We start from the raw sequence: 12,778 nt of genomic DNA on the forward strand, positions 1-12,778 counted from the left end.
AGCCGCCATGACACACAATCCTGTTGCCTCTCCGCAGCCGTTCGGCTCGGTCCAGTCTTTGCTGGACGCCGTGGGGCAGCCTCCCATTGTTTCCGATGCGCTGCTGATCGATCAGGGCATGATCGACCGGTTCGCGCAGGTCACGCTCGATACGCAGTGGATCCATGTGGACCGGTTGCGCGCGCAGGCGGAATCCCCTTACGGCGACACCATCGCGCATGGCTTTCTGGCGCTGTCGCTGCTGACGCACTGGCAGAACAGCTGCATCGCCTTTCCGGGCGCGGCGATGTTGCTGAACTACGGATTCGACAAGGTCCGCTTCACCGCACCCGTGGTTTCCGGCACGCGCGTGGCCGCCAGCTTTTCCTTGGCCGAGGTCGTGGAGAACGGCACAGGCGTGGCTCGCTGCGCCTGGAAGGTCGCGATCCAGGCCGAGGGGACGCCCAGGCCGTCGGTGCATGCCGACTGGCTGATCATGGTCCGCTACGGGAGCCCTTGAGGCCCAGCGCCACGTCGCGGAGCCTGCGCACCAGGCCCGCGAACCGCTCGGCCCCGGTGTTGCCGTACCCGATCACCAGGCCGTTGTCCTCCGCCCGCGGCGCCACCGCAAACGACGACAACGCGCCCGGATTCATGCCGATCTTGCGTGCCTGCTCCACGATCTCCCGGTCGGGATACGCGGCAGGCAGGCGCACCGTCAGATGCAGCCCCGAATGTCCGCCCAGGACCTCGTGTTCGATCCCCAGATGCGCCGCCAGCGCCTCGCGCAGCGCTCCCTGGCGTTCGCGGTACAGGCGCCGCATGCGGCCCAGGTGGCGCGAGAACTGGCTGTTTTCCATGAAGGCCGCCATGGTCAGCTGTTCCAGCCGGTGGCCGCCGCGCAGCATCTCGATGATGGACGGCATTGCCTGCGCGGCGATGGCTTCGGGCAGCACCAGGAAGCCCAGGCGCAGCGCCGGGAACATGGTCTTGCTGAAGGTGCCCACGTAGAGCACCGGCGCGTCTTCGACCAGGCCTTGCATCGCGGCGATGGGTTCGCCTTGATGGCGGAATTCGCTGTCGTAATCGTCTTCGATGATCCAGGCGCCGGCCTGGCGGGCGCGTTCGATCAGGCCCAGGCGGCGCGGCAAGGACAGCACCGCGCCCGTGGGGTACTGGTGCGACGGCGTGGTCTGGATGAGGCGGGGCGGACGTTCCTGCCAGGCGCTTTCGGGGATCACGATGCCGTCCGCGTCGACGCGCATGGCCACCACGTCCAGGTCGCCGCCATGGAAGGCGGACTTGGCGCCGCGGTAGCCGGGGTCTTCCAGCCAGGCGGTGTCGCCGGGGTTGGTCAGCAGCTGCACGCACAGCGCCAGCGCGCCCTGGGCGCCTTCTGTGATGACGATGCGCGAGGCGTCGCAGCGCACGCCGCGCGACACGCGCAGGTATTGGGCGATGGCTTCGCGCAGGGCGGGTTCGCCTACCGGATGGCCGTAGCCCAGGGCGGTGGCGGGCGCCGCTTGCAGCGCGTGGTCCTGCGCGCGGCGCCAGGCGCTTATTGGGAATTGCGTCAGCGCCGGGGTGCCGGGCGTCATGGGCAGCGACCCGTCATGGGCGTAGCGCGTGGAGACGATGCGCGTCAGCCGCTTGGCCGTCAGCGAGGGCTGGTCCGTGGGCGGTGTCGCGCGCTTGGCGGCGATGGCCGCGGCGGCCGACAGGGGCGCGACCCGCGTGCCCTGGCGGTCGGCGATCACGTAGCCTTCGGCCGTCAGTTGCTCGTAGGCGATCAGCACCGTGTTGCGCGAGATGGCCAGTTCCTCGGACAGGGCGCGCGACGAAGGCAGCTTGCCGCCCGCCGGCAGTTGGCCGGCCAGGATGGCCTGCTTGAGGCGCTGGATCAGCTGGCGCTGGCGCGGCAGCGCGCCGGGGCCGCGCGTGAGCGGGCTGGACAGCAGGGCGGGGGTGTTCATCTTGGCCCTATTAAAATTCGGGATCGTGGTGCTTTTTATGATGCCACGATTCCGATATCGTGAGGGCATGCGTACTGCGTCCGTCCCTTCGGGCGGCGCGCCAACCTGAAGAGGCCCCGTAGCATGCAACCCCGCGTCAACGCCTACCAGCAACCCATCGGCCCGGACATGACGGGCTGGACCACGCGCCCGCGTCCGCCCCTGACGCCCATCGTCGGCCGCTATTGCCGGCTGGAGCCGCTGTCGGCCGAGCGCCACGCCGAGGATCTGTATCACGCGTTCAGCCAGGCACCGGATGACAGCGACTGGACCTATATGTCGGTGGGGCCGTTCGCAGACCTGGCGGCCTACCGCCAATTCGCCGAGAAGGCGCAGGCCGGCAACGACCCCTTGCACCACGCCATCATCGACCTGGAAACGGGCCGCGCCATCGGCACGCTGGCGCTGATGCGCATCGACCCGGCCAACGGCGCGATCGAAGTCGGCTTCGTGTCGTTCTCGCGCCAGCTCAAGCGCACCCGCATCGCCACCGAGGCCCAGTTCCTGCTGATGCGCCGCGCCTTCGATGAGCTGGGCTATCGCCGCTACGAATGGAAGTGCGACAGCCTGAACGCGCCGTCGCGCGCGGCCGCCGCCCGCCTCGGATTCCAGTTCGAGGGCATCTTCCGCCAGGCCACGGTGTACAAGGGCCGCAGCCGCGACACGGCCTGGTTCGCGATGGTCGACGGCGATTGGCCCGCGCTGCGCGCCGCTTATGAACGCTGGCTGAGCCCGGACAACTTCGACGCGCAAGGGCGCCAGCGCCAGGGCCTGTCCGAGCTGACGGCCGAGGCGCGCGCCGCGTGCGCCTGATCCCGATTGCGCTGGCCCTGTTCTGGGGCCTGAACTGGCCGGCGGTGAAGATCATCCTGTCGATCTTCCCGCCGTTCACGCTGCGCCTGCTCGGCCTGGGCAGCGGCGCGGTATTGCTGTTGCTGCTGGCGCGCGCCAAGCGGGTCAGCTTGCTGCCGCCGCGCGAGTCGTGGCGCGGCATCATCGTGGGCGGCTTGCTTGCCGTCGCGGCCTTCAACCTGCTGGTGGCTTGGGCGCAGCTCAGCACCAGCACCTCGCGCGCGGCGGTGCTGACCTTCACCATGCCCATGATGTCGGCCCTGCTGGCCTGGGCGGTACTGGGCGAACGCCTGGACCGGCGCCGGGCGCTGGCGCTGCTGCTGGGCGCGGCGGGAGTGTCCATCCTGGCCTGGCCGGTGCTGCGCGCGGTCTTCGGCGAACACGACGCGGCCGCGGCCAAGGGCCTGGTGTTTCCGCTGGTGGCGGCTTTCGGCTGGGCTGCCGGCACGGTCTACCTGAAGGGCTGGCCGGTGGCCGGCGACCGCATCGTCGTCACGGCGTGGCAGTTGGCGGTGGGTGCGGCCTGCGCGCTGGGCGGCATGCTGATCGCGGGCGAATCGTTTCCCACGCAGGGCTGGAACGGCCGCGTGGTGGCGGCATTGTCGTTTCACATCATCCTGGGCACCGCCGTCGCGTACTGGCTCTGGTTCGTGCTGAGCGAGCGCGTCAGCGCCACGGTGGCCGCGCTGACCACATTGATGGTGCCGGTGGTGGGAGTGCTGGGCGCGATGGCGCTGGTGGGCGACCGGCCCGCGGCTTTGGACTGGTGGGGGTTCGCCCTGGTGCTGGGCGGCGCCGCGCTGATCGTGCTGAACCTGGGCGCGGCGCCCGCGCCGCGATCCAGGCCATAGGCGCGGGCGGTTCAGCGTGCGCGCCGCAGCTTCTCGCGCAGCAGTTCGGCGCCACTCACCAGGGTGATGCCGGCCAGCACCAGCAGGGCGCCCAACACAAAGCCGGCGTCCAGCGGTTCGTCCAGGATGAGCACGCCGAAGCTCACGCCGAACAGCGGCGTCATGAACGACAGGACGGACAGGCGCGAAGCCAGGTAGCGGCGCAGCAGCCAGAACCAGGCCAGATAGCTGGACAGGGCCACCACCACGGACTGGAAGGCGACGCTTAACACCGCCGCCTGCGTATAACGAAAACCGGCGTTGCCGGTGGCCGCGGCGTATGCCAGCAGGGTAATGGCCGCGACCGCCATCTGGTAGAACAGCGTCTTGGCGGGCGCGGCTTCGGACAGCGAGGTCTTGCGGATCGCCACGGTGGTGGCGCCCCAGAACAGGCCGGCCAGCAGGCCCATCGCATCGCCCAGCAGCATGTTGGGAGCGGCGTCGGAGCCCGCGGGCTGACCCTTGCCCAGGAAGGCCACGGCGATGCCGCAGAAGGCGATGGCCACGCCGACCCATTGCAGCGGCTTCAGGCGTTCTTCGGGCAGCAGCCAGTGCAGCCCCAGCGCGGCGAAGATGGGCGCGGTGTAGAGGAACACAGACATGTGCGAGGCGGTGGTGTAGACCAGGCCTTGCGCGACGAACAGGAATTCCCCGGCGAACAGCAGGCCCACGATCAGGCCGGGCAGCGCCGTGCCGTCCATGACGGCGCGCAGGCCTTCGCGCCGCCACACTGCCACGGCCAGGACCAGCGCCGCGAACGTCGAGCGCAGTCCGATCTGCATGATGGGCGACACGTCCGCGGCCACCAGCTTGATGGCGATCTGCTGGAAGCCCCAGCAGACGCACAAGAGCAGCATGGCGCCGGTCGCCAGTCCGTCCAGCGGCTGGCGCAGGGGCTTGGCGGCGCTCACGGCAGTTCGGCGGGGTAGCTGTCCAGGGCCAGCCCGATCTGCTGGCGCAGGTCCCATTCCGCCAGCGTCGATTGCACCGGGCCGAAGAAGGCGCCGTCGCGGGTCACGAACATGGCGGGCAGGTGGAAGACTTCGTAGCGTTCGACCAGGCCGCGGTTGTCGCCGGCATCGACCCAGCACACGCGTTCCACGGGCAGCTCCAGCTGCGGCAGTTGTTCGCGGGCGATGCGGCAGGTGCCGCAGGTGCGGCTGTGGAAGACCAGCAGGGACAGCCCGGGCGCGTCCAGCAGGTAGCGGTCGGCGGTGCTGTCGTTGAGTTCTATCTGTTCCATGGGGCGGGCAAGGCGGGAGAGGGGCGCCGGTCGCGGCGCGAGGCGCCCATTATGGCAGCGCCCCGCCCGTGGGCGGGAGATACCCGCGGACCTGGCAGGGACGCCCCGGCCTCAGGCGGCGCGCAGCTTGCGGTCCAGTTCCAGCACCGACTGGTACAGCACGCGGGTGCCGTCCAGCAGCTGCGCGGGTTCGATCCATTCTTCCGGACAGTGGCTGCGGCCGTTCAGGCAAGGGATGAAGATCATGCCGATGGGGCCGGTGGGCGCCATGTAGACCGCGTCGTGGCCCGCGCCGCTGGGCAGGCGCATGGAGGCGTAGCCCAGCTGGTCGGCGGCGGCCTGCACCGCGTCCATCACCAGCGGCGTGCAGTCGGTGGGGCGCGCGCGGCTCAGCTGCGTGAAGCTTGCGGACAGGCGCAGCGCGGTCAGGTCCGTGGCCACGCCGGCCATCAGGGTCTCGGGGAAGGCGTCCAGCACGGCGTCGCTGTCGCTGCGCATTTCCAGCGTCAGTTCGACGCGGCCCGGCACCGCGTTGGCGGCGTTGGGCGTCATGGACAGGCGGCCCACGGTGGCGACCACGTAATGCGGATTGCCGCTGGCCGCGCTGGCCTGGCGGTGGGCGGCATCGATGATGCGGGCCGCGCCCACCAGGGCGTCGCGGCGGATGTCCATGGGCGTGGTGCCGGCATGGTCGGGCTGGCCTTCCACCGTGATCAGCACGCGGCGGATGCCGACGATGTTGGTGACCACGCCGATGGGCAGGCCGCGGCTTTCCAGCACCGGACCTTGTTCGATATGCAGTTCCACGAACGCCGCGGTGCCATCGGCAGCGCGCAGCGGCGCGCCCAGCGCCGACGGGTCGCCGCCGATGCGGGCGATGCCGGCCGCCAGCGTTTCGCCCTCGGGGTTGCGGGCCGCCAGCATGTCGGGCGTCAACTGACCGCAGAGCGCGCGGCTGCCGACACAGGAAATGCCGTAGTCGCTGGGCTCCTCGGACAGGAAGTCGATGACCTCGAACGGGTGTTCCAGCTGCACGCCCTGTTCGCGCAGGGTGTGGGCGACTTCGATGCCGGCCAGCACGCCGATGATGCCGTCGAAACGGCCCCCGGCCATCACGGTGTCGCAGTGCGAGCCGGTGGCGATGGGCTTGCGCGCCGGGTCGCGCCCGGCCAGCGTGCCTATCAGGTTGCCGCCCGCGTCCAGGCGGGTCGTGAGGCCCGCGGCCTCGAATTCGCTGCGCAGCCAGGCGCGGGCTTCGTCGAACAGCGGCGAGAACGCGCGGCGGGTCCAGGGAACCTCGGGCAGGGTGTAGCGGGAAAGGGTTTCGACGCGGGCCCAGAGGCGCTCGGCGTTCAGGGGAGGAAAAGCGTGTGGCATGAGACTTCCTGAAAATACGCCAGGAATTATGGCATGCGTGCCGCAAGGCCCTGGCGGCGCGGCGCAGCGTTCAGCGCTTTGCGCGCCAGGCGGGCTCGCGCTTTTCCAGGAAGGCGCTGACCCCTTCGCGGGCTTCGGCCGTGCTGCGCACGGCCGCGATGCGCTCCACCGTGTCGGCGATGAGGGCGGCGTCGATCTCCTGGCCGGCGAAATCGCGCACCAGCCGCTTGCTGGCCTGCACCGCGCCGGGGCCGTTGTCGCACAGGGCGTGGCACAGCGCCTCGGCGCGCTGCGCCAGCTCGGCCAGGGGCGCGATATCGTGCACCAATCCCAGCCGGAACGCGGTCGCGGCGTCAAAGCGCTCGGCGGTCAGGAAGTACCGGTTGGCCGCGCGCTCGCCCATGGCGCGCAGCACGTAGGGGCTGATGGTGGCGGGCAGCAGCCCCAGCCGGGTTTCCGACAGGCAGAAATGCGCGCTGTCCGCGGCGATGGCGACGTCGCAGGCCGACACCAGGCCCATGCCGCCGGCATAGGCGTCGCCGTTGACGCAGGCCACCACGGGCTTGGGGCAGGACCAGATCGCGTGCAGCATGCGGGCCAGCTTGGCGGCGTCGGCGCGGTTCTCGGCGTCGGTCAGCGTGGCCATTTTGCGCATCCAGTTCAGGTCGCCGCCGGCGCAGAAGGCCTTGCCGGCGCCGGTCAGCAGCAGCACGCGCACGGCGGGATCGTCCACCGCAGCCTGCACGGCGCCGGTCAGGGCGGCGATCAGCGTGTCGTCGAACGCGTTGCGCATGTCGGGGCGGTTCAGCGTCAGGCGGGCGATGGGGCCGTCGTGGGCGACGTCCAGCGGGGCGGGCGTGGTCATTCCTGGTCTCCAGTTTTCTTGATTCAAGCTCAACAAAGCAACGGGACTAACGATCGATTCTAGGTTGAAATTTCTGTTCCGGCCATCGAATCGGAACAAATATTGAGTTATCCTCAAAAAAAATAATGGAGCGAGACATGAGCCAGAACGCAGGCGGCGCGGCCGCCGGCCAGCGCTACGCGTCGGTATTCCGGCCGGGCCTGTATCAAGGCAAGACCATCGTCGTGACCGGGGGCGGCAGCGGCCTGGGCCGCTGCACCGCGCACGAGCTGGCGTCGCTGGGCGCAGGCCTGGCGCTGGTGGGGCGCAAGCTGGACAAGCTGCAGGCGGCGCAGGACGAAATCTCCCGCATCTATCCGGAGGCCGCCAGCCGCATCAGCGTGCACGCCTGCGACATCCGCGACGAGGCCGGCGTGCGCGGCGCGGTTTCCGATGCGCTGGCGCGGCATGGCGCCATCGACGGCTTGTTCAATTGCGCGGGCGGCCAGTTCCCCGCGCCGCTGGACCGCATCAGCTACAACGGCTGGAACGCGGTGGTGCAGAACAATCTGCACGGCACCTTCCTGATGTCGCGCGAGGTCTATACCCAGCACATGCGCCAGCATGGCGGCGCCATTGTCAACATGCTGGCCGACATCTGGGGCGGCATGCCGGGCATGGGGCATTCGGGCGCGGCCCGCGCCGGCGTCTGGAACCTGACCGAAACCGCGGCCTGCGAATGGGGCCATGCGGGCGTGCGCGTCAACGCGGTGGCGCCGGGCTGGATCGCTTCCAGCGGCATGGACAGCTACGACGAGGACTACCGCGCCGTGCTGCGCGAATTGCGCACCAAGGTGCCGCTGCAGCGCTTCGGCACCGAGGCCGAGCTGGCGGCGGCGGTGGTGTTCCTGCTGTCGCCGGCCGCCGCCTTCATCAACGGCAGCGTCATCCGGGTGGATGGCGGCGTGCCCAACGCCCGCCATTCATGGACCCTGGCGCCCGCCGAGCGGGGCGAGGCCTACAACGGCTTTCCTCAGTACGAGCCGCCGTCCTTGTTTTCCGACGATTGAAGCCGATGCAGGGCGTCCCGTACTTCGCCGCGGAATTGCGCGAGCGCCAGCGCGTCCTGCGCGGGCGGTTGCAGCGCCTGCCACAGAAAGCCGACCAGCTGGTCGGCGGTGGCGGCCACGTTCACCCGCGCGCCGCGCAGGATGGCGTCCCACAGCACGTGCTCCATCGGCCCGTAGACGGCCGAGCGCAAGAGCCGCAGCGGCATGTCGCGGCGGATATCGCCGTCGGCCTGGCCCTGGGCCAGGATGCCCATCAGCGGCGCGGTGTAGCGGCGTTGCAGTTCCGCGTAGACCTCGCCGAAATCGTCGTTGCGCGCGCGCCCTTCGGACAGGATGAAGGCGCACAGCCCGGTGCCTTCGGCCAGCAGATGGCGCAGGTGCGCATGCACCAGGTAATGCAGCCGGGCCCGCGCGCCGTGCACGTGGGGCAGGCTGTCCTCGACCTTGGCGATGATCTCGTCGTACCAGTCGCTGATCACCCGCACGCACAGTTCGCGCTTGCCGCCGAAGTAAGTGAACACGGTGGCTTCGGACACGCCCAGGCGCTGCGCGATTTCGGTGGTGGTGGCCGCCTGGAAGCCGGCTTCGGAAAAGACCTGGCGGGCGACGCGCAGGATGTCGCGGATGCGCTGTTCGGATTTGGCGCTGGCTGGCGGGCGGCGCATCGGGACGGTGGCGGCTTTTTCCATGCGGCGGGGAGTGGGCTGGGGAGGGGCGGGGGCTTATTATTGAGCCAGGGTCAAGTTTGAGGCAAGACGTTACATCGCTGGCGCCGGGCGCCGGCGCGTTCGACAACAACATCAGAGACAAACCATGCTGTCCAGAGCCGATTCCTACGCGCAGCTCGCGTCCCAGTTCCAATGGCAGGTGCCGGCGGCCTACAACATCGGCGTCGACGCCTGCGACAAGTGGGCCGACGGCAGCGGCCGGCTGGCGCTGATCTACGAGCAGAGCGACGGCGCGCAATCGCGCTACACCTTCGATCAGATCAGGACCCAGTCCAACCGCCTGGCGCACAGCCTGGAGCGCCACGGCGTCAAGCGCGGCGACCGCGTCGCCGTCTACCTGCCGCAGGCGCCCGAAACGGCGGTGACCCATATCGCGGTCTACAAGATGGGCGCGGTGGCGGTGCCGTTGTTCACGCTGTTCGGCGTGGACGCGATCCAGTACCGCCTGGCCAACAGCGGCGCGGCCGCATTGGTGACCGATGCGGAAGGCTGCCGCAAGCTGCGCGAGATCCGCGCCGGGCTGCCCGACCTGAAGGTGGTCTATTGCATCGACCCAGACTGCCCGGACGACGCCGTGCCTTTCCACGCTGCGCTGGCCGCCGAATCCGACGACTACACGCCGGTGGCGACGGCGGCCGACGACCCGGCCGTCATCATCTATACGTCGGGCACCACCGGCAAGCCCAAGGGCGCGCTGCACGCGCACCGGGTGCTGCTGGGCCATCTGCCGGGCGTGGAGATGTCGCACGAATTCTTCCCGGAGAATGCCGCGCTGATGTGGACGCCGGCCGACTGGGCCTGGATCGGCGGCCTGCTGGACGTGCTGTTGCCGTCCTGGCACCACGGCGTGCCGGTGCTGGCGCGCCGCTTCGAGAAGTTCGACGGCGCCAGCGCCTTCGAGCTGATGGCGCGCCATGGCGTGACTCACACCTTCCTGCCGCCCACCGCACTCAAGATGATGCGCGGCGCCGAGCTGCCGGCCGGCGCCGGCGCGCTGGCGCTGCGCTCGGTGGCCAGCGGCGGCGAGTCGCTGGGGGCCGAACTCATAGACTGGGGCCGGCGCGTGCTGGGCGTGACCATCAACGAGTTCTACGGCCAGACCGAATGCAACATGCTGGTGTCGTCCTGCTCGTCCCTGTTCGACCCCTGCATTGGCGCCATCGGCCGCGCGGCGCCGGGCCACCGGGTTGCTATTGTGGATGACCGTGGTGTCGAAGTGGCGGATGGACAGGAGGGGAATATCGGCGTATTGCGGCCGGACCCCGTCATGTTCCTGGGCTATTGGAACAACCCCGAGGCCACCGCCGAAAAATTCGCGGGCGACTACCTGCTGACCGGCGACCAGGGCGTGCGCGATGCGCAGGGTTTCATCCGCTTCGTCGGCCGCAACGACGACGTCATTACCAGCGCCGGCTACCGCATCGGCCCGGGACCCATCGAGGACTGCCTGATCGGCCATCCGGCCGTGCGCATGGCCGCGGTGGTGGGTGTGCCGGACGCCCAGCGCACCGAGATCGTGATGGCCTATGTGGTGCTGAACGCAGGCTACGAAGGCAGCGACGCGCTGGTGCAGGAGCTGCAGGCCCACGTGCGCAAGCGCCTGGCGGCCCACGAGTATCCGCGCGCGGTCCGCTTTGTAACCAGTTTGCCGACGACCGCCACCGGCAAGATCATCCGCCGCGAGCTGCGCGACGGCCGCTACGTCTGACCCGTCTCAACCGGTGACAATGTCGTCCAAGAGGATGGGTTGACGGGCAACCAGCCGCTGCAAGTATGATGGCGCAAATTGATACGGCCCCATGCCAATTGGGGCCGTATCACCATTCGCCTTACTAGTATGGAGATAAACCCCGATGAATAAGCCTTTGGATGGGGGATTGGCAGCCTTGAACGTGCCTGCCTATGTGAAGCACCGCGGCCTGATCGACTGGGTCGCCAGCTTTGTGGCGCTGGCCAAGCCGGACCAGGTCGTCTGGTGCGACGGTTCCCAGGAAGAATATGACCGGCTGTGCGAACAGATGGTCCAGGCGGGCACGATGCGCAGGCTGAACCCCGCCAAGCGGCCTAATTCCTTCCTGGCGTGCTCGGATCCTTCCGACGTCGCCCGCGTGGAGGACCGCACCTTCATTTGCTCCGATCGCGCCGAGGACGCCGGCCCGACCAACAACTGGGCCGAGCCCGCCGCCATGCGCGAGACGCTCAACGGCCTGTTCGACGGCGCCATGCGCGGCCGTACGCTGTATGTCGTGCCGTTCTCGATGGGTCCGCTGGGTTCGGACATCGCCCACATCGGCGTGGAATTGTCCGACAGCCCCTACGTGGCCGTGAACATGCGCATCATGACGCGCATGGGCAAGCAGGTCTATGACGTGCTGGGCGCCGATGGCGACTTCGTGCCCTGTGTCCATTCGGTGGGCAAGCCGCTGGCCGCAGGCGAGGCCGACGTGGCCTGGCCGTGCAACCCGACCAAGTACATCGTCCATTTCCCCAAGACCCGCGAAATCTGGAGCTTCGGCTCGGGCTACGGCGGCAACGCGCTGCTGGGCAAGAAGTGCTTCGCGCTGCGCATCGCCTCCACCATGGGCCGCGACCAGGGCTGGCTGGCCGAACACATGCTGATCCTGGGCGTGACCTCGCCCAAGGGCCGCAAGTATCACGTGGCAGCCGCGTTCCCGTCGGCCTGCGGCAAGACCAACTTCGCCATGCTGATCCCGCCGCAAGGCATGGACGGCTGGAAGGTCACCACCATCGGCGACGACATCGCCTGGATCAAGCCCGGCAAGGACGGCCGCCTGCACGCCATCAACCCGGAAGCCGGCTACTTCGGCGTGGCCCCGGGCACCAGCGAGCAGACCAACTTCAACGCCATGGCCACGCTCAAGGCCAACGTCATCTTTACCAACGTGGCGCTCACCGATGACGGCGACGTCTGGTGGGAAGGCATGACGGACGAACCGCCGGCGCACCTGATCGACTGGCAGGGCCAGGACTGGACGCCCGCCATCGCGCGCGAAACCGGCCGCAAGGCCGCGCACCCGAACGCGCGCTTCACCGCGCCGGCCGCGCAATGCCCGTCCATCGACCCCGAATGGGAAAACCCCGAAGGCGTGGTCATCGACGCCTTCATCTTCGGCGGCCGCCGCTCCACCACCGTGCCGCTGGTCACCGAAGCCCGCAACTGGGTCGAAGGCGTCTACATGGCCGCCACCATGGGCTCGGAAACCACCGCCGCCGCTGCCGGCCAGCAGGGCGTGGTGCGCCGCGATCCCTTCGCCATGCTGCCGTTCTGCGGCTACAACATGAGCGACTACTTCAGCCACTGGCTGAAGCTGGGCAAGCAGCTGGAAGCCGCCGGCGCCACCTTGCCGCGCATCTACTGCGTCAACTGGTTCCGCAAGGGTCCGGACGGCAAGTTCGTCTGGCCGGGGTTCGGCGACAACATGCGCGTGCTGCGCTGGATGCTGGGCCGCATCGACGGCCAGTCCAAGGGCGTGGACCAGGTGTTCGGCATTTCGCCGAGCTACCAGGACATCGACTGGACCGGCCTGGAGTTCAGCCCGGACAAGTTCGAACAGGTCATGTCGGTCGACGCCGCCGCCTGGCGCGACGAACTGGCATTGCACCAGGAACTCTTCGCCCAGCTCAAGCAGGGCCTGCCCGCAGACCTGCCGGCCACCAAGGCCAGCATCGAAGGCCGCCTGGCGGCCTGAGGCCGGCAGGGCGTCGAGAGGGTGTCCGACGCTGGCGCACTGCCGGCGTCTGACACTCCATGGGAAGCTTGCG

Annotated in this window: 12 protein-coding genes; 6 read left to right on the forward strand and 6 right to left on the reverse strand. The window is 69.1% G+C overall.

The genetic code is table 11. The features are described from left to right. The first annotated feature begins 7 nt into the window (after positions 1 to 7). Complete coding sequence (locus ACM1PE_RS07845) at positions 8 to 499, forward strand: MaoC family dehydratase (RefSeq protein ID WP_118933762.1); 492 nt, start codon at positions 8 to 10, stop codon at positions 497 to 499. Here ACM1PE_RS07845 and ACM1PE_RS07850 read toward each other — a convergent pair. Then, positions 474 to 1,952 carry a PLP-dependent aminotransferase family protein gene (locus ACM1PE_RS07850; RefSeq protein ID WP_419342910.1) on the reverse strand — a complete coding sequence of 493 codons (1,479 nt, stop codon included), beginning with the start codon at positions 1,950 to 1,952 and terminating at the stop codon, positions 474 to 476. The genes ACM1PE_RS07845 and ACM1PE_RS07850 overlap by 26 nt on opposite strands. Before the next feature lie 123 nt (positions 1,953 to 2,075). Here ACM1PE_RS07850 and ACM1PE_RS07855 point away from each other — a divergent pair, with 123 nt between their 5' ends. Further along, a complete protein-coding gene (locus ACM1PE_RS07855; protein WP_059380252.1) occupies positions 2,076 to 2,804 on the forward strand; it encodes a GNAT family N-acetyltransferase in 729 nt (242 codons plus the stop codon). Continuing rightward, positions 2,795 to 3,694 carry a DMT family transporter gene (locus ACM1PE_RS07860; protein ID WP_059380251.1) on the forward strand — a complete coding sequence of 300 codons (900 nt, stop codon included), beginning with the start codon at positions 2,795 to 2,797 and terminating at the stop codon, positions 3,692 to 3,694. The genes ACM1PE_RS07855 and ACM1PE_RS07860 overlap by 10 nt, the downstream gene beginning before the upstream one ends. Before the next feature lie 11 nt (positions 3,695 to 3,705). On the opposite strand, the gene ACM1PE_RS07865 is transcribed toward ACM1PE_RS07860, so the two are convergent. The 4 genes from ACM1PE_RS07865 to ACM1PE_RS07880 all read right to left on the reverse strand — a co-directional run bounded on the left by ACM1PE_RS07865 (position 3,706) and on the right by ACM1PE_RS07880 (position 7,218). After that, positions 3,706 to 4,644 carry a DMT family transporter gene (locus ACM1PE_RS07865; protein ID WP_118933765.1) on the reverse strand — a complete coding sequence of 313 codons (939 nt, stop codon included), beginning with the start codon at positions 4,642 to 4,644 and terminating at the stop codon, positions 3,706 to 3,708. After that, positions 4,641 to 4,976: a thioredoxin family protein gene (locus tag ACM1PE_RS07870; RefSeq protein WP_042793046.1), complete on the reverse strand. Its 336-nt coding sequence runs from the start codon at positions 4,974 to 4,976 to the stop codon at positions 4,641 to 4,643. Before ACM1PE_RS07870 ends, ACM1PE_RS07865 begins: the two co-directional genes overlap by 4 nt. 111 nt (positions 4,977 to 5,087) lie before the next feature. Next, positions 5,088 to 6,353: a Zn-dependent hydrolase gene (locus ACM1PE_RS07875; protein ID WP_419342914.1), complete on the reverse strand. Its 1,266-nt coding sequence runs from the start codon at positions 6,351 to 6,353 to the stop codon at positions 5,088 to 5,090. Positions 6,354 to 6,423: 70 nt separating this feature from the next. Continuing rightward, complete coding sequence (locus ACM1PE_RS07880; RefSeq protein ID WP_419342916.1) at positions 6,424 to 7,218, reverse strand: enoyl-CoA hydratase/isomerase family protein; 795 nt, start codon at positions 7,216 to 7,218, stop codon at positions 6,424 to 6,426. A 137-nt stretch (positions 7,219 to 7,355) separates the two neighbouring features. Here ACM1PE_RS07880 and ACM1PE_RS07885 point away from each other — a divergent pair, with 137 nt between their 5' ends. Next, entirely contained in the window at positions 7,356 to 8,267 is a 912-nt protein-coding gene (locus ACM1PE_RS07885; RefSeq protein WP_059379346.1) for an SDR family oxidoreductase, read from the forward strand. On the opposite strand, the gene ACM1PE_RS07890 is transcribed toward ACM1PE_RS07885, so the two are convergent. Beyond that, on the reverse strand, positions 8,231 to 8,956 hold the full coding sequence (locus ACM1PE_RS07890) for a TetR/AcrR family transcriptional regulator (protein ID WP_059379347.1): 726 nt from the start codon (positions 8,954 to 8,956) through the stop codon (positions 8,231 to 8,233). The genes ACM1PE_RS07885 and ACM1PE_RS07890 overlap by 37 nt on opposite strands. A gap of 124 nt (positions 8,957 to 9,080) precedes the next feature. Between ACM1PE_RS07890 and ACM1PE_RS07895 the strand changes: the two genes are divergently transcribed. Further along, complete coding sequence (locus ACM1PE_RS07895; protein ID WP_419342918.1) at positions 9,081 to 10,703, forward strand: acyl-CoA synthetase; 1,623 nt, start codon at positions 9,081 to 9,083, stop codon at positions 10,701 to 10,703. A gap of 145 nt (positions 10,704 to 10,848) precedes the next feature. Next, positions 10,849 to 12,705: a phosphoenolpyruvate carboxykinase (GTP) gene (locus ACM1PE_RS07900; protein ID WP_059379349.1), complete on the forward strand. Its 1,857-nt coding sequence runs from the start codon at positions 10,849 to 10,851 to the stop codon at positions 12,703 to 12,705. Positions 12,706 to 12,778: the final 73 nt, after the last annotated feature.

This window comes from Achromobacter sp. PD1, assembly GCF_048541815.1.
Lineage (GTDB): Bacteria > Pseudomonadota > Gammaproteobacteria > Burkholderiales > Burkholderiaceae_B > Achromobacter > Achromobacter bronchisepticus_A.